This is a genomic window from Rhizobium lentis (genome assembly GCF_014200175.1).
GTDB lineage: Bacteria > Pseudomonadota > Alphaproteobacteria > Rhizobiales > Rhizobiaceae > Rhizobium > Rhizobium mulingense.
Genome location: NZ_JACHBD010000008.1, coordinates 21,915 through 41,629 on the forward strand (window position 1 = coordinate 21,915; position 19,715 = coordinate 41,629).

19 protein-coding genes are annotated in these 19,715 nt (G+C 61.9%); 14 read left to right on the forward strand and 5 right to left on the reverse strand.

Going from position 1 to position 19,715, the window contains the following annotated elements:
• Positions 1-110 precede the first annotated feature (110 nt).
• Positions 111-2,015 (forward strand): beta-N-acetylhexosaminidase, encoded by a 1,905-nt coding sequence (locus GGI60_RS19040; protein WP_183917740.1) that lies wholly within the window; start codon positions 111-113, stop codon positions 2,013-2,015.
• On the opposite strand, the gene GGI60_RS19045 is transcribed toward GGI60_RS19040, so the two are convergent.
• On the reverse strand, positions 2,012-2,929 hold the full coding sequence (locus tag GGI60_RS19045) for an ROK family protein (protein WP_183918204.1): 918 nt from the start codon (positions 2,927-2,929) through the stop codon (positions 2,012-2,014). The genes GGI60_RS19040 and GGI60_RS19045 overlap by 4 nt on opposite strands.
• A gap of 258 nt (positions 2,930-3,187) precedes the next feature.
• Between GGI60_RS19045 and GGI60_RS19050 the strand changes: the two genes are divergently transcribed.
• The 9 genes from GGI60_RS19050 (at position 3,188) to GGI60_RS19090 (ending at position 13,093) form a co-directional block, all read left to right on the forward strand.
• On the forward strand, positions 3,188-3,766 hold the full coding sequence (locus GGI60_RS19050) for an exopolysaccharide biosynthesis protein (RefSeq protein ID WP_183918206.1): 579 nt from the start codon (positions 3,188-3,190) through the stop codon (positions 3,764-3,766).
• Positions 3,767-3,904: 138 nt separating this feature from the next.
• Positions 3,905-4,858 (forward strand): sugar-binding transcriptional regulator, encoded by a 954-nt coding sequence (locus GGI60_RS19055; RefSeq protein ID WP_183917742.1) that lies wholly within the window; start codon positions 3,905-3,907, stop codon positions 4,856-4,858.
• 145 nt (positions 4,859-5,003) lie between these two features.
• The gene (locus GGI60_RS19060) at positions 5,004-6,314 is read left to right on the forward strand and encodes an ABC transporter substrate-binding protein (protein WP_183934847.1); all 1,311 of its coding nucleotides are present in this window, start codon (positions 5,004-5,006) and stop codon (positions 6,312-6,314) included.
• 134 nt (positions 6,315-6,448) lie between these two features.
• Entirely contained in the window at positions 6,449-7,321 is an 873-nt protein-coding gene (locus GGI60_RS19065) for a carbohydrate ABC transporter permease (protein WP_183917746.1), read from the forward strand.
• 1 nt (position 7,322) lies between these two features.
• Positions 7,323-8,153 carry a carbohydrate ABC transporter permease gene (locus GGI60_RS19070; protein ID WP_183917748.1) on the forward strand — a complete coding sequence of 277 codons (831 nt, stop codon included), beginning with the start codon at positions 7,323-7,325 and terminating at the stop codon, positions 8,151-8,153.
• A 16-nt stretch (positions 8,154-8,169) separates the two neighbouring features.
• Positions 8,170-9,168: an ABC transporter ATP-binding protein gene (locus tag GGI60_RS19075; RefSeq protein ID WP_183917750.1), complete on the forward strand. Its 999-nt coding sequence runs from the start codon at positions 8,170-8,172 to the stop codon at positions 9,166-9,168.
• A gap of 81 nt (positions 9,169-9,249) precedes the next feature.
• A complete protein-coding gene (locus GGI60_RS19080) occupies positions 9,250-10,731 on the forward strand; it encodes a mannitol dehydrogenase family protein (RefSeq protein WP_183917752.1) in 1,482 nt (493 codons plus the stop codon).
• Between the two features lie 89 nt (positions 10,732-10,820).
• Positions 10,821-11,510: an HAD family phosphatase gene (locus GGI60_RS19085; RefSeq protein ID WP_183917754.1), complete on the forward strand. Its 690-nt coding sequence runs from the start codon at positions 10,821-10,823 to the stop codon at positions 11,508-11,510.
• On the forward strand, positions 11,510-13,093 hold the full coding sequence (locus GGI60_RS19090; protein ID WP_183917756.1) for an FGGY-family carbohydrate kinase: 1,584 nt from the start codon (positions 11,510-11,512) through the stop codon (positions 13,091-13,093). The genes GGI60_RS19085 and GGI60_RS19090 overlap by 1 nt, the downstream gene beginning before the upstream one ends.
• A 28-nt stretch (positions 13,094-13,121) precedes the next feature.
• Here the strand turns inward: GGI60_RS19090 and GGI60_RS19095 are convergent, their stop codons facing one another.
• Entirely contained in the window at positions 13,122-13,976 is an 855-nt protein-coding gene (locus GGI60_RS19095) for a MurR/RpiR family transcriptional regulator (protein ID WP_183917758.1), read from the reverse strand.
• 235 nt (positions 13,977-14,211) lie between these two features.
• On the opposite strand from GGI60_RS19095, the gene GGI60_RS19100 reads away from it, so the two are divergent.
• Entirely contained in the window at positions 14,212-14,925 is a 714-nt protein-coding gene (locus GGI60_RS19100) for a sulfate transporter family protein (RefSeq protein WP_183917760.1), read from the forward strand.
• Positions 14,926-14,928: 3 nt separating this feature from the next.
• On the opposite strand, the gene GGI60_RS19105 is transcribed toward GGI60_RS19100, so the two are convergent.
• Positions 14,929-15,354 (reverse strand): VOC family protein, encoded by a 426-nt coding sequence (locus GGI60_RS19105; RefSeq protein WP_183917762.1) that lies wholly within the window; start codon positions 15,352-15,354, stop codon positions 14,929-14,931.
• A 74-nt stretch (positions 15,355-15,428) separates the two neighbouring features.
• Between GGI60_RS19105 and GGI60_RS19110 the strand changes: the two genes are divergently transcribed.
• The gene (locus tag GGI60_RS19110; protein ID WP_183917764.1) at positions 15,429-16,007 is read left to right on the forward strand and encodes a TetR/AcrR family transcriptional regulator; all 579 of its coding nucleotides are present in this window, start codon (positions 15,429-15,431) and stop codon (positions 16,005-16,007) included.
• Here the strand turns inward: GGI60_RS19110 and nth are convergent.
• A complete protein-coding gene (gene nth / locus GGI60_RS19115) occupies positions 15,972-16,778 on the reverse strand; it encodes an endonuclease III (protein ID WP_183917766.1) in 807 nt (268 codons plus the stop codon). The two genes, GGI60_RS19110 and nth, sit on opposite strands and share 36 nt — an antisense overlap.
• On the opposite strand from nth, the gene GGI60_RS19120 reads away from it, so the two are divergent.
• Entirely contained in the window at positions 16,777-17,274 is a 498-nt protein-coding gene (locus GGI60_RS19120) for a DUF2244 domain-containing protein (protein WP_183918208.1), read from the forward strand. The two genes, nth and GGI60_RS19120, sit on opposite strands and share 2 nt — an antisense overlap.
• Before the next feature lie 78 nt (positions 17,275-17,352).
• Entirely contained in the window at positions 17,353-18,225 is an 873-nt protein-coding gene (locus GGI60_RS19125) for a methylated-DNA--[protein]-cysteine S-methyltransferase (protein WP_183917768.1), read from the forward strand.
• Positions 18,226-18,275: 50 nt separating this feature from the next.
• Here GGI60_RS19125 and GGI60_RS19130 read toward each other — a convergent pair whose 3' ends face one another.
• Positions 18,276-19,313, reverse strand: a complete 1,038-nt coding sequence (locus tag GGI60_RS19130) for a sugar-binding transcriptional regulator (protein WP_183917770.1) — start codon at positions 19,311-19,313, stop codon at positions 18,276-18,278.
• Positions 19,314-19,715: the final 402 nt, after the last annotated feature.

Below are 19,715 nucleotides of genomic sequence, written 5' to 3' on the forward strand. Positions count from 1 at the left end.
CGATTCCATTACCGTCTCGAAAAAGCTAAGCTTGCGAATGCATGACCAGAGATCCGCCGCGATCGCGGCCATGCACAACCGCGGATCAATTCGCGGAGGGAGGCACGACCATGGCCGATTACCATCTGGAAGCGAGCTGGAGCCCGGTCGAAGCGGGTCCCGGACGCCTGACCCTGACACTTTTCAACCTTTCGTCCGAGCCGCTCTCCGGCTTCTCGCTTACCTATCGCTCACCGACGCGGATTGCCGACACCCACGTCTGCGACGGTGCCAGCCTGACGCGGCAAGTCGCGGATTTCCATGAATTCCTGCCGCCCGAGGGGCTGAGCATTCCCCCGGGCGGGCGCTGGCGGTTCACCGTCGAGGGGCTGGCCGACGAACCGAAACATCGGACGGACGGCATCAAATCGGCCTGTCTGACGCTCGGCGACGGCCGCCGCGTTGCGGTCGGCTTCGGCGATCTCTTACTCGAAGGTGGGGACGGCGGTGTGACGCCGCCGCTGCTGCCGCCGGGCCGGGTTGAGGAACCCTTTGCGCTGCTGCCTTGGCCGCTGTCGGTCGGGCTGAGAGCGGGAGACCTGCCTTCCGTCCTCTATCCTGCCGAAAGGACCCGGCCGGAGGCGATCAAGGCGCTCTCTCTGCTTCTTGCGCTTTACCAGCGGCTCTATTCTGCCGAGGCGGCGCCGTTCTCGCTTGCTGCCGTCAAGGGCGGGCGGGCCATTCGGTTCGTCACCGAATCGTCGATCGCCGCCTTTGCTTACGAACTGCGTTTCAGCGCGCGGGAGATCGTGCTTTCGAGTGCGGATGCAGCGGGGCGGCACTATGGGCTGATCAGCCTGGCGCAACTGCTGCACGGCGCCCGCACCGATCGCGATGCCTTCAAATTCCCGAATTTCGGCACGATCGCCGATCAGCCGCGTCATGGCTGGCGCGGCTGCCATCTGGACGTGGCGGGGCAGTTCTATCCCGTGGCTGATGTCATGCGGCTGATCGATATCCTCGCCTGGAACAAGTTCAATATCTTCCACTGGCACCTGACCGACGACGAGGCCTGGCGGCTGGAGATCAAGGCCTATCCCGAACTGACGGAAATCAGCGCAGGAGGCGGGACGGATGAAAGGCCCATGTCTGACTTCAACGACGGTGCGCAAGCGCGCATCAGCCACTACAGGCAGGAGGACGTCAGGCGCATCGTTGCGCATGCCGCCTCGCTGCATGTCGAGGTGGTGCCGGAAATCGATATTCCCGGCCACAGCACCGCAGCGCTCTCGGCGCTTGCCGATCTTGTCGACCGGCAGGAGCCGGCGGACAGCTATCGCTCGCCGCAGGGCTATGCCAACAACGCCCTCAACCCGGCGGTCGAATTCACCTATGAATTCCTCGGCAAGGTGTTCGATGAGGTCGTGGCACTGTTTCCCGGCGAGTATGTCCATGTCGGCGGCGACGAGGTGGCAGAGGAGGCCTGGCTTTCTTCGCCGCTCTGCAGGACACTGATGAAGCGGGAGAGACTTGCTGGCACCGCCGAGCTGCAATCCTATTTCCTGAGGCGCATCAAGGCCATGTTGTCGGAGCGCGGCAAGAAGCTCGCCGGCTGGAACGAGGCGGCGCACGGTGGCGGCGTCGACCGCGACGGCACGCTGTTGATGGCTTGGGAAAAGCCTGAAACGGGCCCCGAACTGGCTGAGGACGGCTACGACGTGGTGATGACACCAGGAAAGGCCTATTATCTCGACATGGCGCAGGCCGAAGCCTGGGCCGAGCCCGGCGCAAGCTGGGCGGGTTTTACGCCGCCGGAGCGCACCTATGCTTATGAGGCTGAGCTGCCGGAGGCGCTGAGGGAAAAGATGCGCGGCGTCCAGGCCTGCATCTGGAGCGGCAACATCGCCTCACGCGCCCATTTCAACCGGCTGGTCTTCCCCCGCCTTCCGGCAATCGCCGAAGCGGCGTGGACGCCGTTGACACGCAAGGACTGGGATCGGTTCGCAGCAATCGTGCGGATGTGGCCGGTGCTTTAAAGCGCGGCTGCTTCGGCTTTCAGCCCCAGCAGCGCGGCGCCGATCAGGCCGGGTTCGATGCGGCATTGGCTGCGCACCACCAGCGGGCGGTCGAACTTGCGCAGGATGCGGGCACGCACGGCGTGGTCGAGTTCTGCAAGCAAGGGTTCGACATTGGACAGGCCGCCGCCGACCGGCACGATGGTCGCGCCGGTGATGTTGATCGTCAGCGCCAAGGGCGAGGCGACGAGATCGACATAGACGTCGATGGTGCGTGTCGCCTTCTCCTCGCCTTGCTGCCATTGACCGATGATCTCTTCGCTGGAAAGATCGAGATTGTGCAGCGTCTTGTGCAGGCGCTCCAGGCCGCGGGCGCCGCCGACGGTATCGACGCAGCCTTTCTGGCCGCAGCCGCAGGCATAGACAGGAATGACGGCTGGCGGATTGCCGGCTGCAGACGCGATGATCGGGCCATGACCCCATTCGCCGGCAAAGCCGCCGGCTTCGTTAACGAGGCGCCCGTCGGCGACCAGTCCGCCGCCGACGCCGGTGCCAAGGATGGCGCCGAAGACGATGCGGTGGCCGCGACCGGCGCCGAGGCCGGCTTCGGCGATGGCGAAGCAATCGGCGTCGTTGGCGATCAGCGCCGGCAGGCCGAGTTCGGCTTCGAGATCGGCCGCCAGTGCGCGGCCATGGATGCAGGGAATGTTGGCGCAGATCAGCCGCTGCGTATCGGGATCGACGACGCCGGCAATGGACAGCGCGATGAGGCTCGGCGCTTCGCCGGTTTCGGCGATGATGGCGCGCAGGGTGTCGACGAAAGCGGCGAAATCTTCCTTCGGCGTCGGGCGCCGGCCGAGCGGCACGATGTCTGTCTCGGAGCGGGCGATGCCGCCCTTGATGGCGGAGCCGCCGATGTCGAACGAAATGATCATTGCCACTCTGCCGCTTTCCTGGTCTGGGCCGTCTGCTCGCACTGTTGGCGGGGAATTACAAGATTTCATTCGCTTCTCGGCTTCAGGGTTGTGCCGTAATTCTGACCCTATAAGTCATTCAATTGGCATATTGCGCGGTCAAAATCGAATCCCGCACTTCCATCATCCACCGGTATCATGACAATCGAAAACGCCGATTCCAGCAAACGCCGAAGACCACGTCCGCCACGACCCAAAGGCCGCCGCCTCTCATCCATCCTGCGGCAGTTGGCCGCCGACCGCAGCCGGGAGCGGATTTCGATCGGTGATCTGTTCCAGACGATGGGCGACAGGGCGATCAGCGCGCTGATGCTGATCTTCGCGCTGCCGAACGCGTTTCCCACACCGCCCGGCACCTCCGCCCTGCTCGGTGCGCCTTTGGTCTTTCTGGCGGCGCAGCTGACCTTCGGGTTAAAACCCTGGCTGCCCAAGGCGATCGCCGACCGTTCGGTGCTGCGGGAGGATTTCGAGAGCATCGTCGTCCGCATCCATCGCTGGCTCGCCTGGGCCGAACGCATGCTGAAGCCGAGGCTTGCCATTTTCGCCGAGCCGCCGGCAGAGTATTTCGCCGGTCTTGCATGCTTGCTGCTGTCGATCGTGCTGGTGCTGCCGGTTCCGCTCGGCAATATCCTGCCGGCGATCACGATCTCGGTCTTCGCTTTCGGCATCATGGGCCGCGACGGGCTCTTCGCGCTCATCGGCTTCATCATGACCGCCGTGTCGCTCGTCATTGCCGGCGGCGTGATTTACAGCCTCGTAAAGGCGGGGGTCTATCTGGTGATGCAATGGTTTGCCTGATTGGCAGCGGTTATTCGGACAAGGCTTTTGTCAACAGGCTCGACATTCTCAGGAATTTTGTTTTGATCTGGTGCGGTACAGACTCGAAATCATATCCGGCGGGCGGCAAGCCGGCTCACTTTGCGTGGTAGACATCATATGGCAAAAAGATCCGAGACCCCTGCACGGCTCGACGATGCGGCGCGTGCCGGCTGGCTTTATTACGTCGCTGGGCGCACGCAGGACGAAATCGCCGCCTCGATGGGGATCTCGCGGCAGTCGGCGCAGCGGCTGGTGTCGCTCGCGGTCGCCGAACGTCTGATCAAGGTGCGGCTCGATCATCCGATCGCCGCGTGTCTTGAACTCGGCAGTCAGTTGCGGCGGAAATTTGGACTGAAACATGTGGAGGTGGTGCCGAGCGATCCGGGCTCCTCGTCGACCACCATCGGCATCGCCGAGGCGGCGGCGGCCGAGATCGAGCGCTGGCTGAAGCGGGCGGAGCCGATCGTGCTTGCGGTCGGCACCGGCCGTACGCTGAAGGCGGCCGTGGACCAGCTTCCGGCCATCGAATGTCCGAATCACCGCATCGTCTCGCTGACCGGCAATATCGCGCCGGACGGATCGGCCGCCTACTACAACGTCATCTTCAGCATGGCGGATGCGGTGAAGGCGCGGCACTATCCGATGCCGCTGCCGGTTCTCGTCACCTCAGCCGAGGAGCGGGAACTGCTGCACGGCCAGCAGCTTGTACGTTCAACGCTTGACATGAGCGCACAGGCCGACGTCACCTTCGTCGGCATCGGCGAACTCGGCATCGACGGGCCGCTCTGCGTCGACGGTTTTCTCGAGAAGGACGAGATGATGGAGCTGATGCGCGGGGGCGCGGTCGGCGAAATATGCGGATGGATTTTCGATGTCGACGGCCGGCTGCTCGACAACCCGATCAACGAGCGCGTCGCGTCCGCGCCGATCCCGTCCCGTGAGGCATCGATGGTCATCGGGCTCGCCAAGGGCAAACGTAAATTCAAGGCGATCAAGGCTGCCGTCGTCGGCCATCAGATCAATGGATTGATCACCGACGAAGAGACTGCCGAGTTTTTGCTCAAGAGCTGAGCAAAAAATTCTTCTTCTGAATCAATTGGATAGTTAGGATGTTCGGCATTGCAGCAACGATTGCCGATTGACATTTTCGGTCGTTTGGTGAGTAATTGCTCATGAGCAAAGCGAATGCTCACATCTCGTCTTCTGGGAGGAAGATATGACATTGAGAACTTTCCTGCTGGGCGCCTGCTCGGCATTGGCGTTTGCCGGCATGGCTTCGGCCGAAACGCTGACAATTGCGACCGTCAACAACGGCGACATGATCCGGATGCAGAAGCTGACGGATGACTTCAAGGCAAAGAATCCCGGCATCGACCTCGAATGGGTCACCCTCGAAGAGAACGTGCTGCGCCAGAAGGTCACGACCGACATCGCGACCAAGGGCGGCCAGTACGACGTTCTGACGATCGGCACCTATGAAGTTCCGATCTGGGCAAAACAGGGCTGGCTGCTGCCGCTCGACAATCTCGGCGACGCTTACGACGTCAACGACCTGTTGCCGGCCATCCGCAGCGGCATCAGCATGGACGGCAAGCTCTATGCCGCGCCGTTCTACGGCGAAAGCTCCATGGTCATGTACCGCAAGGATCTGTTTGACGCCGCCGGCCTAAAGATGCCCGATGCGCCGACCTGGGACTTCATCGCAGACGCTGCGAAGAAGATCACCAACAAGGACAAGGAAATCTACGGCATCTGCCTGCGCGGCAAAGCCGGCTGGGGCGAGAACATGGCCTTCCTCACGGCGATGTCGAACTCCTTCGGTGCGCGCTGGTTCGATGAACAGTGGAAGCCGCAGTTCGATCAGCCCGAGTGGAAGGACACGTTGAACTTCTACGTCAACCTGATGAAGGAAGCCGGCCCTCCGGGCGCCTCTTCCAACGGCTTCAATGAAAACCTGGCGCTGTTCCAAACCGGCAAGTGCGGCATGTGGATCGATGCGACCGTTGCTGCGTCCTTCGTCAGCAACCCGAAGGAATCCACCGTCGCAGACAAGGTCGGCTTCGCGCTCGCTCCGGACAAGGGCCTCGGCAAGCGCGGCAACTGGCTCTGGGCCTGGAACCTAGCCATTCCGGCAGGCTCGCAGAAGGTCGAAGCCGCCGAGAAGTTCGTCGCCTGGGCAACGAGCAAGGACTACACCAACCTCGTCGCCGAGAAGGAAGGCTGGCTGAACGCACCTCCCGGCACCCGCACCTCGCTTTATGCGAATGCGGAGTATCAGAAGGCCGCTCCCTTCGCCAAGATGACGCTCGACTCGATCAACTCGGCTGATCCGACCAAGCCGACCGTCAAGCCGGTCCCCTATGTCGGCGTCCAGTTCGTGGCGATCCCGGAATTCCAGGGCATCGGCACGGCGGTGGGACAGCAGTTCTCGGCAGCCCTTGCCGGCCAGATTTCGGTCGATCAAGCATTGAAGAGCGCGCAGCAGCTGGCAACCCGGGAAATGACCAAAGCCGGCTACATTAAGTAAAACCTCCTGAGAAGGCGGATCCTTGACAATCCGCCCCTCTGGGCCGCCGATCGCCCGAACCGCATCGGCGGCCTCTTTTCCCGACAAAGCTGCCTTGCGGCCGCTCCCCGCTTCAGATCAGATCGGTGATTGCCATGGCAACATTACATACTCGCTCCGCGGCGCGCCTGATGATTGCGCCCTCCGTGCTGTTCCTTTTCGCGTGGATGATCGTTCCGCTCGCGATGACGATCTATTTCTCGCTCTTGAACTACAATCTGCTCAGCCCCGGCATGGAGAGCTTTGTCGGCCTGCTGAACTACGAATATTTCCTTTCCGATCCAGCCTTTATCGCCGCGCTGCTCAATACGTTGCTGCTTGTCGCCGGCGTTCTTGTCGTCACCGTCGTCGGCGGCGTCGCCTTTGCGCTGCTGCTCGACCAGCCGATGTACGGCCAGGGCATCGTGCGCATCCTTGTCATCGCCCCGTTCTTTGTGATGCCGACGGTTGCAGCACTCGTCTGGAAGAACATGTTCATGAATCCGGTCAACGGCCTGTTTGCGCATCTTGCGAAGGCGCTCGGCCTGCAGCCGATCGACTGGCTGGCGACTGCGCCGCTAGTGTCAGTAATCCTCATCGTCGCCTGGCAGTGGCTGCCTTTTGCCACCCTCATCCTGCTGACCGCGCTGCAGTCGCTCGACGAAGAGCAGAAGGAGGCGGCCGAGATGGACGGCGCCGGGGCGATCTCGAAATTCGTCTATATCATCCTGCCGCACATGGCCCGCGCCATCACCGTGGTGATCCTGATCCAGACGATCTTCCTGCTTTCGGTCTTCGCCGAAATCCTCGTCACCACCAATGGCGGGCCGGGTACCGACAGCACCAATCTCACCTATCTCGTCTATGCGCAGGCGCTCTTGCAATTCGATATCGGCGGCGCTTCGGCGGGCGGCATCGTCGCGGTCGTGCTTGCCAATATCGTCGCGATCTTCCTCGTGCGCCTCGTCGGCAAGAATCTGGAGGCTTGAGATGGCCAGAAAAGTCACAACGCAGCACAAGGTCATCGTCACCGCGATTGCCTGGACGCTCGGCATCCTGATCTTCTTCCCGATCCTGTGGACGTTCCTGACCAGCTTCAAATCGGAAGCTGACGCCATCGCGTCGCCGCCGCAGTTCCTGTTTTTCCACTGGACGGCGGAGAACTATGCCGAAGTGCAGAGCCGTTCCAACTATCTCAGTCACTTCATGAATTCGGTGGTCATTTCCTTCGGCTCGACGCTGATCGGGCTGATCATCGCAATCCCGGCCGCCTGGGCGATGGCGTTTTCGCCGACCAAGCGGACCAAGGACGTGCTGATGTGGATGCTGTCGACGAAGATGATGCCGCCGGTCGGCGCATTGATCCCGATCTATCTGATGTTCCGCAATTCCGGCCTGCTCGACACCCGCACCGGGCTGGTGATCGTGCTGACGCTGATCAACCTGCCGATCATCGTCTGGATGCTCTACACCTACTTCAAGGAAATCCCCGGCGAGATCCTCGAAGCGGCGCGCATGGATGGAGCGTCGCTGATGAAGGAGATCATCTACGTGCTGACGCCGATGGCGGTGCCCGGCATCGCTTCGACGCTGCTCCTGAACATCATCCTTGCCTGGAACGAGGCGTTCTGGACGCTCAACCTCACCGCTTCGAAGGCGGCGCCGCTGACGGCCTTCATCGCGTCCTATTCCAGCCCCGAAGGCCTGTTCTACGCCAAACTCTCGGCGGCCTCGACCATGGCGATCGCGCCGATCCTGATCCTCGGCTGGTTCAGCCAGAAGCAACTCGTCCGCGGCCTGACCTTCGGCGCAGTGAAATAAGAAAAGGGAGACAAACATGGGCAGTATTACCCTTCAGAAGGTTTCCAAGGTCTTCGGCGAAGCCAAGGTCATCCCGTCGATCGATCTCGATATCAAGGATGGCGAATTCGTCGTCTTCGTCGGCCCGTCGGGCTGCGGCAAGTCCACGCTGCTAAGATTGATCGCCGGTCTCGAGGACGTTTCCGGGGGCAAGATCGTCATCGACGGCAGGGACGCCACCGAAAAGGCGCCGTCGGAACGCGGCCTCGCCATGGTGTTCCAGTCCTACGCGCTCTATCCGCATATGAGCGTGCGCAACAACATCGCCTTTCCGCTGAAAATGGCGGGCGTCGACAAGGCTGAGATCGACCGCAAGGTGACCGATGCCGCCCGCGTGCTCAATCTCACGGACTATCTGGAGCGCAAGCCGCGCCAGCTTTCCGGCGGCCAGCGTCAGCGCGTTGCGATCGGCCGCGCCATCGTGCGCCAGCCTTCGGCCTTCCTCTTCGACGAGCCGCTGTCGAACCTCGACGCCGCACTGCGCGTCAACATGCGCCTGGAAATCAGCGAACTGCATCAGCAATTGAAGACGACGATGGTCTACGTTACCCACGACCAGGTCGAGGCCATGACCATGGCCGACAAGATCGTCGTCTTGAACCGGGGCAATATCGAGCAGGTCGGCTCGCCGCTCGAACTCTACAGCCGGCCACGCAACCTTTTTGTCGCCGGCTTTATCGGGTCGCCGAAGATGAACTTCATCAGGGGCCAGAACGCCGCCCAGCTCGGCGCCCACACGATCGGCATCCGTCCCGAACATATGCTGTTGTCGATGGAGAGCGGTGACTGGAAGGGCAGGGTGGTGGTCGCCGAGCATCTCGGCTCCGACACTTTTCTGCATATAGATGCCGATGGCATCGGCATGGTGACGGCACGCGGCAGCGGCGATTTTGCCGCCAAGGCCGGCGATACGGTCTACCTGACGCCGGACCGTTCGCGCATTCACAAATTCAACGAGGGCGGCCTTGCCATCTGAGGCAGGCGGCCGGCTGGGGAGGCATGCGAGCCGGGCGATGGCGCCCGGCCGTTTCGGCAAGACCTTCAAGAGGACTGGAACATGACGTGCAAACTATCGCTGGCAACGCTTCCGGACGCGGCGCGCACTGCTGCCATTCCCCGATATGACAGGGCGTCGCTGAAAGCCGGCATCGTGCACTTCGGGGTCGGCAACTTCCACCGCGCCCACCAAGCGATCTATCTCGACGATCTCTTCAACGCGGGCACGGATCACGACTGGGCGATCGTCGGCGCCGGCGTGCTGCCGTCCGATGCCGCCATGCGTGAGAAGCTTGCGGCCCAGGATTTCCTGACAACCATCGTCGAGCAGGACAATAACAAGACCGGGGCGCGCGTCACCGCGCCAATGATCGACATCCTGCCGGTCGGCGATCCCGCCGCAATCATCGCCAGGCTTGCCGATCCCGAGATCCGCATTGTTTCGCTGACGATCACCGAGGGCGGTTACTTCATCGATGCATCGGGCACATTCAATCCGGCCCATCCTGATATCGCCGCCGACGGAAGCAGTCCCGACGCGCCGAAGACGGTGTTCGGGCTGATCGTCGCCGGCCTGAAGGCCCGCAGGAAAAAGGGCATCGGTCCGTTCACCGTCATGTCCTGCGACAACATTCCCCATAACGGCATCGTTACCGCCAATGCCGTGGTCGGCACGGCGGCACTTTCAGATCCCGCCTTTGCCGACTGGATCCGGGAAAACGTCGCCTTTCCGAATGCGATGGTCGACCGCATCACCCCGGCGACCGGCCAGCGGGAGATCGATTTCCTCAGGGACAATTTCGAGATCGAGGACAATTGGCCGGTCTATTGCGAGGAATTCAAGCAGTGGGTGCTCGAGGACAAGTTCACCGCCGGCCGCCCGGCGCTGGAAAAGGTGGGCGTGACCTTCGTGCCCGATGTCACCCCCTATGAGCATATGAAGATCCGCATCCTCAACGGCGGACATGCGGCGATCGCCTATCCGGCGGCGCTGATGGACATTCATTTCGTGCATGACGCCATGGAAGATCCTGTGATCCGCGCCTTCCTCGCCAAGCTTGAGAAAGACGAGATCATTCCGATCGTGCCGCCGGTGCCGAACACGTCGCTGACGGATTATTTTGCGCTGATCGAGCATCGCCTGCTCAATCCGAAGATAGCTGATACCATTCCGCGCCTGGCCCAGGACGGTTCGAACCGCCAGCCGAAATTCATCCTGCCGTCGACGCTCGACAATCTCCGCCAGAACAGGGATGTCGTCGGCCTGGCGCTGGTCTCGGCGCTATGGTGCCGTTATTTCGCCGGCAAGACCGACAGCGGCAAGGATATCGTCTTCAACGACGCCAGCGCCGAGCGCCTGCATGCGGCGGCGCTGAAGGCCAAGGACGAGCCGTCCGCCTTCCTCGCCTTCGACGATATTTTCGGTGAGGTGGCAAAATCCGAGCTCTTCCGCAAGCGTTTCGCCCATGCGCTCAAAACCCTGTGGGAAAAGGGCACGCGGGCGACGCTGCAGCTCTATCTCGACGGCAAGCTCGCGGTGTAAGGACCGGATGGCGGCATTCGCGCCGCCATCCGGTCCGGTCTGTGAGCGGCACGGACGTGCGTGCGAATTGAACTCAGATTGGGTCTTTCATGGCTGATGCTGAACCAAGGCTGGTCATCTTCGATTGCGACGGCGTGCTCGTCGACAGCGAGCCGATCTCGATCAGCGTCCTCGTCGGCGCGATGAACGATCTCGGCGTCTCGATCAACGAAGATCAGGCCTATGAGCGCTTTCTCGGCCGCAGCCTGTCGACGCTCATCGATACGCTGGAAACCGAATTCAACGTCCATGCCAGCGAGGAATTCCTCGAACGCATCCGCATCGATCTCTACGCTCGCTTCCGCACCGAATTGAAGCCGATCGACGGCATCGCCGCGACGATTGACCGGCTCGGCATACCGTGCTGCGTCGCCTCGTCCAGCCAGATGGAGCGAATCCGGCTGTCGCTTTCCGTCACCGGCCTTCTCGACAGGCTGCCCGACATCTTCAGCGCGACCATGGTCAAGCGCGGCAAACCGGCGCCCGATCTCTTCCTGCATGCGGCGCACGAGATGCAAGTCGAACCTGGGTCCTGCGTTGTCGTCGAGGACAGTCCGGCCGGCATTGCCGCCGCCAAGGCGGCGGGTATGACGGTCTTTGCCTTCACCGGCGGATCGCATGCGAATTTCGCAGGATACCGTGCCGAACTCGACCGGCTTTCGCCTGATGTGGTGTTTGACGCCATGCCGCATTTGATACACCTTGTCCGCAACCATAAGCTGGACGGGACCAAGATTTGATGCCTGATCATGTGGTTGCGGTCGATGTCGGCACTGGCAGCGCACGCGCGGGTGTCTTCGATGCCGCCGGCCGTCTGCTCGCCAAGGCCGAACATCCGATCGCAATGAACCGGCCGCGCGAAAACCACGCCGAGCACGATTCCGAAAACATCTGGTCGGCCGCCTGCACGGCGGTGCGTAGCGCGATGGCGCAATCCGGCATCGCCGCCGCCTCGGTCGGCGCAATTGGTTTCGACGCCACGTGTTCGCTTGTCGTGCGCGACGCCGAGGGCCGGCAGATCAGCGTTTCCACCGGCGGCGAGCAGCGTTTCGACACGATCGTCTGGCTCGACCATCGGGCTCTGAACGAAGCCGATTTCTGCACGGCGACGGGGCACGCGGTGCTTGAGCATTCCGGCCACGTGATGTCGCCGGAAATGGAAATGCCGAAGCTGATGTGGCTGAAGAAGAAGCTGCCCGCCACTTGGGAAAAGGCCGGTTACTTCTTCGATCTCGCCGATTTCATGACGTGGAAATCGACCGGCTCGCCCGCCCGATCGCGCTGCACGCTGACGGCAAAATGGAATTATCTCGCCCATCTCGAAAAAGGCTGGCAGCAGGATTTCCTGCAGCGCATCGGTCTCGAAGACCTTCAGGCGCGCGGGTGCCTGCCGGATGAGACGACGCCGGTCGGCGGCAGCGTCGGCCGGCTGACGCCGGAGGCGGCGGCAACCCTGGGGCTGACCACCGATTGCCACGTGTCGGCCGGGATGATCGACGCCTATGCCGGCGCGCTCGGCGCACTCGGCGGTTATGCCGCCGATGCCGTCAAACGCGAGCATCAGCTCGCTCTGATCGCCGGCACGTCGAGCTGCATCGTCGCCTTTTCGCAGGACCGCAAAACGAGCCACGGCATGTGGGGTCCCTATTACGAAGTAGTCTTCCCGCAGTCCTGGCTGGTGGAGGCCGGGCAATCGGCGACCGGGGCGCTGCTCGACCATATGGTGCGCATGCATGCCGCCGGCGGTGAGCCGACGGCGGCGCTGCACCAGAGGATCGTCGCGCGCATTGCCGAATTGCGAGCCGAGGAAGGCGATTCTTTCGGGGAGCGCATCTTCGTGCTTCCGGATTTTCACGGCAACCGTTCGCCCCGCGCCGATCCGCATGCGGTCGGCGTCGTCAGCGGGCTGACGCTCGATACCTCCTTCGACGGGCTCTGTGCGCTCTATTGGCGGTCTGCAGTGGCTATTGCGCTCGGCATTCGCCATATCCTTGAGAAAATGAAGGAATATGGCTATGTGGCGGATACGCTGCATGTCGCCGGCGGGCATGTGAAAAACCCGGTGCTGATGGAACTCTATAGCGATGCCACCGGCTGCAAGGTCGTGGTGCCGAAGATGAACGAGGCGGTGCTACTCGGCACGGCGATCGCTGCATCGGTTGCCTGCGGCCTGCACAAGGATTTGGCGGCTGCTGGCGAAGCGATGTATCCGGGCGGCGAGGAACGGCTGCCCGATAGGGCGAAGCAGGCCCTTTACGACCGCGATTACCGCCGCCTTTTGGCGATGTATCGGCACCGCGCCGAACTGGAAGCGATGCAGTAGCCGCCGAAACGCGCGGTTTGAAGCTGTTTCAGTGGTTGGCCGTCTCGCCGAGGACGGTTGCGAATTCCAGCATGCGGCGGCGGCGAAGGGCGGCCTCTTCTCCGACTTCGAGAATGACCGATTCCGACAGGCAATCGAGCAGCGCGATCAGCGGTGGAAGATTGTCGAGATCGGGGGCGCGTGCGGGCGGCAGGGGCAGCATGACGTTCGACTGATCTGCCATCCAATCCGCCTGCTGCGGTGAAATAAGGATGACCTTGTAGCCGTAGCGCCGCGCGGTTCTGGCCAGCAGGCGCGCCTTGGCGAAGCGGCGACAGTCGATGATGACGAGCAGCGCGTCGTCGACCGCCGGCCGGGCAAAGAGGTCGGCAAAACGGTTGTCGGCGCCGTCGAGCGTGTGCACCCCGTCTCGGGCCTGTGTCAGCCGCTGGCAGAAATGATTGGCGAGGCTTGCAAGCCGCGCGTGGGTAGCGATCGACACTTCACGGGCGGTGCTGATCAGGCTGACGGCTTCGGACCAGTGCGGCTGCGCCGTCAGATGATAGATATGATGGAGCGCCTGGATCTGTTCAGCGACCAGCATGGCGAGCGGTTTGCCTTCCGCAGCATCCGCATGCAACTCGCTCATGGCGCTCTGCAACTGCGCCGGCGATGTCGTCACGGTCTCGCGGATCTCCACCTTGACGCTGTCCAGCCCCTGGTAACCGAGCGCGCGCAGGAATCGCCCGACGGTCATCGGCGACAGATCCAGGCGATCGGCGACGGACGCCGCCGTCTCAAACGGCAGGTCATTCAAGTGCTCGGAGAAATATTTCGCGATACGGCGCTCGGCCGGTGTGCCGCTTTTAACGTATTGCCTGAGTTTGTGCACAAAGTCTTCCACGTCAGCCTCCCCCGTCTTCCCTCAGAGGCGTTCCGTGGATGCGCTATCGCGATCCCTTGTCTTTGCAACTATTGTCGGAAGCTGCTTCTCAGGCCCATGCTTATTTCTATTGGATATAATATTATATTAGCACTTATATTGCGACAAGTTTCTATTACAGCCTGCAATTTTATTCTCACTTGTCGGTCGCATTCGCCTTTCCTACATCTTCTGCGCAACCGGAGACGCTGAAGAAATGATCCTTGACGCTGCTCGACTATCCCTCGCCAACCTGTTCGCGCCGGAAACGCGGTCGGTCTTCTGGAAAGTGCTAGGCTTGACGATTCTGGTGCTGGTCGGCCTGTGGTTCGCGTTGCGCGGAGCCTTCATGGCCTTTCTCTTTCCCTGGCTGACGGGCTTTTTTCCCGATCTGCCGGAATGGGCGGGGTGGTTCACCCTGGTGTTTACGATCCTTGCGGGCATCGGCCTTGCGCTCCTGCTGGCGCTGTTGCTTTCGCCGGTCACGGCCTTGATCGCAGGCTTGTTTCTCGACGATGTCGCCGATGTTATCGAAAAACGCGACTATCCCACGGACGCACCGGGCACCGCAATGCCCTTCGGACCGGCGATGGCAAGCTCGATCAAGTTCCTCGGCGTGGTGATCCTCGGCAATATTGTCGCCTTGCTGCTGTTGTTCATCCCCGGCGTCAATCTGGTCGCGTTCTTTCTGGTGAACGGCTACCTGCTTGGACGGGAATTCTTCGAATTCGCAGCCATGCGCTTCCGCCCGCCGCAGGAGGCGCGGCTTTTTCGCGCCAAGCATGCGCCCATCGTCTTTCTCGGCGGGCTGGTGATTGCGCTGTTTCTGATGATCCCGTTCGTCAATCTGCTGACGCCGCTCTTTGCTGCCGGCATGATGGTGCATCTGCACAAGCTGATTTCGGCGCGCGACACCGGGTCGCGCGCCTGAGGCTCAGCCGGGCAGGGCGGAGGCGTCGTACATCGCAGCGAATTCCGCACTCGGCGGGATCGGCTTGATGATGTCGATCAGCACGCCGTTCGGATCAGCGGTGATGAAGTGCCGCTGACCGAAATCCTCATCGCGGATCTTTCTCAAAATCGGCAGACCTGCGTTCCGGCAGGCCTCGTAGATGCGATCGACATCCTCGACCTCGAAATTGAGCAGCAAGCCGCGAACCTCACCACGCGCGGTGGCAGGAATAGTCTCGTGCCTGCCGTCGAGGATGGCGAGCGCGACATGCTCCGCCTCGGCCGATTGTAGATGAACGTACCAATCGCTTTCAAAAACGGCCTTGAAGCCGAAGTGGGCGCAGTAGAAGGCCGCGGTGCCCTCAACGTCGCCCGTCATGATGACAGGATAATAGCTGGTCGATTTCATCTTCCCTCCTTTTTACATACAGTCTGTATGTTTTTGTGTTTAACATACATGCAGTTTGTATGTAAAGAGACGGTATGAGCCGCAGCAATCGCGAGAGAACCGAACAGACAAGGCAGGCGCTGGTCTACGCCGGGCGGCGTATCTTCGTTGAGAAAGGTTATGCCGAAACCGCGACGCCGGAGATCGTCGCGGCGGCAGGCGTGACGCGCGGGGCGCTCTACCATCATTTCGAGGACAAGAAGGCACTGTTCCAGGCGGTGATCGCGTGCGAGGCGCAAGCGGTGGCCAAGGCAATCGACGCGGCTTCGGCGCCGGAGCATGGGGCGCGGGCTGCACTGATCGCCGGCGCTTCAGCCTATTTCGCCGCGATGGCGCAGCCGGGGCGGACACGGCTGCTGCTGATGGAAGCACCTGCCGTTCTCGGATCGCCGGCGGTCGCGGCACTGGATGCGGAGAATGCGGAGGCGAGTTTGCGGGACGGACTTGCGGCGTTTCTGCCGGAGGCAGGCGCCTTGCTCGACCCGCTGACATCGCTGCTGTCGGCGGCCTTCGACCGTGCCGCGATTGCGATCGAAGCCGGTGGGGAGCGGCGAGATTACGAGCGGGCGATTGCGGCCTTACTCGACGGCCTCGCCGATCACCTGCGGCGGTAACTCGACGAGCGGCGCCGGAATATCCGAACTTTTTTCCGGCGATTTGCAGATGTCGGCGATGACGCAGCACTCGCATTCGGGGCGGCGCGCCTTGCAGGTGTAGCGGCCGTGCAGGATCAGCCAGTGATGGGCGTGATAGAGGTACTGTTTCGGCACGACCTTCATCAGCCGCGCCTCGACCTCGTCGGGCGTCTTGCCGGGGGCCAGCCTGATGCGGTTGGCGATGCGGAAAATGTGGGTGTCGACCGCCATCGTCGCCTGGCCAAAGGCCATGGAGAGCACGACATTGGCGGTCTTGCGCCCGACGCCCGGCAGGCGGACCAGTTCCTCGTGGGTTTCCGGTACCTTGCCCGCGAATTCGTCGACCAGCATCTGGGAAAGCGCGATGACGTTCTTTGCCTTGTTGCGATAAAGGCCGATCGTCTTGATGTAATCGCGGACCTTCTCCTCGCCGAGATCGAGCATTTTCTGCGGCGTGTCGGCGACCTTGAAGAGCGCCCGCGTCGCCTTGTTGACCCCGGCGTCGGTTGCCTGGGCGGAAAGCGCCACGGCAACGACGAGGGTAAAGGGGTTGGTATGCTCGAGTTCGCCCCTCGGTTCCGGCCGCTGCACCGAGAAACGGCGGAAGATCTCCTCGCGCTCAGCCACGGAATAGGCGGTTTTCACCGCCGCTGCCGGTTTGCGGCGGGTGATGACATTCGAGTTTTGGGACGGTTTGCCAACGGATTTGAGTTTCGGATTCGCCATGGAGAATCTATACTCAACGGCCATGATGGAAAGCAACGTCGACAGCTTCAACGAAAAGCCTGTTTTCGCAGCCGAACTCTTTCCCCACCGATCGCTCGGGCGCAAGGGCTTCAAGGTGCTGCTCATTTTGTCGGGCGCCGTGTGCTTTCTCTACGGCATGTTCTTCACCGTGACCGGCGCCTGGCCGATCGGCTTCTTCTTCGGACTGGATTTCGTCCTGCTCTACGGTGCGTTCTGGCTGAGTTACCGCTCCGGAAGGGCACGCGAGGAAATCACGGTGTCGCGCACGGATGTTTCGGTGCGCAAGTTTGCGCCGTCGGGGCGGATGGTGGAGCATCATTTTAACCCGTTCTGGGCGCGTTTCCTTGTCCGGCGGCATCAGGAAATCGGCATCCTCTCCATGCAGATTTTCGGCGAGGGCCGGCGTACGGATGTCGGCTCCTTCCTGAACCCTGATGATCGCGAGAGTTTCGCCAAGGCTTTCAAAGGGGCGCTCGCCACGGTCAAGCAGCGTCTTTGAACCGATCTGCCGGAGGCGCAAGAATCGGGTGGCTTGGCCGTCTGCCCTTGATTATCTCCTGTCTAAAGGAGAAAAACGATGAATATGATCGCGAAGCTCGACACAGATATCACCCCCGGCGGCCCCGACTACGATACCGTCCGTCGGGTCATCGAACTCATCAGCGAAGAATATCGCGACCAGCCCTCGCTGGAAGCGATCGCGGCGCGGCTGAACCAGTCCCCAACGCAGCTTCAGAAGACCTTCACCCGCTGGGCCGGCCTCTCTCCCAAGGCCTTTCTGCAAGCCGTCACGCTCGACCATGCCAAGCGGCTGCTGCGCAAGGAAGAGATGCCCTTGCTCGAAACCTCCATCGAGGTCGGGCTTTCCGGCCCGAGCCGCCTGCACGATCTCTTCGTCACCCATGAGGCCATGTCTCCGGGCGAATGGAAGGCGAAGGGCGGCGGCCTGACGATCCGCTACGGCTTCCACAATTGCCCCTTCGGTGCGGCTCTCGTCATGGTCACGGATCGCGGCCTCGCCGGCCTTGCCTTCAGCGACAGCGGCGACGAAAAGGCCTGTCTGGAAGACATGACCTGCCGTTGGCCGAATGCGGAATACATCGAGGACCGGCAGGGGACGGCTCCCTACGCCGAGCGCATCTTTCAACCGGGCCGCTGGACATCGGACCAGCCGTTGCGGGTCGTCCTGATCGGAACGGATTTCCAGGTCAGAGTCTGGCAGAGCCTGCTGAAGATCCCATTCGGCAAAGCCGTGACCTATAGCGATATCGCCAGGGATATCGGCCGGCCGACCGCCATGCGCGCTGTCGGGGCTGCCGTCGGGGCCAATCCGATTTCCTTCGTCGTGCCCTGCCATCGCGCGCTTGGCAAGAACGGAGCATTGACCGGATATCATTGGGGCCTGACCCGCAAGCGGGCCATGCTCGGCTGGGAATCAGCGCACGCCTGAGGGGAGCGGCAGGTCCATTCGTCGCCGCCGCCCACCACCGCATTCCCCCGCTATCGCTCTGGTACTTGTCTCCGCTGGGGAGAAGAGGCTGGCGGTTGGATTGGCGGTGATGTCTCAGCCAATTCCAACAGTGCCCGCGCCGCGCTTTCGTCGGTGATCAGCGTGTTGCAGCCGATGCGTTTGATCGTGGCGCGGATGGCGACGGCACGATGGGCGCCGCCGGAGGAGAGTACGATGTGCTTGGCTTCCTTCAGCGTGTCGAGATCGACGGACATCACCCGACGATTGATCGAGTGGTCGACCGAATTGCCATCTCTGTCGAGGAAGTTGAACATGGTGTCGCAGACGCAGCCGGCGTCGATCAGTTCCTGCAGTTCGGCTTTCGATATCCAGCCTTCCGACAGCGAGGTCGAATGCGGGCCGATATCGCCGCAGCTGACGATCGCCAGATCAAGATTCTCGGCGAGACGGTAGATGGTGTCCAAGCCGCACTTCTCGATGAGATTGCGTTTGGTTTCGACGGAATCGACCAGAAGCGGCGCTAGGAACATATAGCATTCGGCGCCGAGCTGATTTGCCAGCCGCCACGTATAATCGATCGGGTTCGTCTGGTGGACGGCGACGATGCCGCCGAGCAGCGACACGACCTTGCAATTGGCGCGGCGCGGCGGCCGGAAGCTCGACAGCGAGGCTGTCATCGTGCGGCCCCAACCGACGCCGATCGTATAGTCGTCCGGGATGGCTTCGGAAAGGAACTGGCCAAGCGCCAGGCCGACATTCTTCGCCAGCGAAGCGACGTCGCCATGGACCGGCGCCGGCACGACGATCGCCTCGTCGAGGCGGTAGGCGCGCTCCAGCTTCACCGAAAGCTCGACGCAATCGCCGATCGAATCGTTGATCCAGATCTGGACTTCGCTGCGCTTCATCGCCTCGTCGAGCAGCCGGATGACGGTGGTGCGGCTGATACCGAGCTGTTCGGCGACATCCTTCTGAGTCAGGCCCTCATTGTAATAGAGCCATGCGGCCCGCAGCCGCAGCGAGGATGCCTCCGAATAGGCCGTATGCGTGCCGCGTTTGAGTTTGACCACATGTCCTCCAGCCGAATTCCGGCCCTAAATCCCATCAGGGATGAATGGCTGTCGCGGCGCATTTGTTGCGGGGATAATGACGGGTGTGACACTTATGTCAATCGAAATGCACAAATGTCCTTGACTTTTCCTCGGGCGAACGGCGATAGTCCGGCCCACACGAAGTCCTTTTGTCCGTCCGAGGAGGACATAGTGCGAGCATGCCGAAAGTCACGACCGGCCAAGCAGCCGCAGGCCACATCGCTTGCGTTCGGCGTGCGGTTTGCCCGCGGGAACACGGCCACTGTCCTTCACGTTTATGAATCATCCGTGACGGATGTGCGCATTTTCGCCTGCAGCATGCCGGCAACCTGTCGGTAGATCACCTTTGCCGGGCGGAACTCGCGCCGGTCGCAGCCAAGT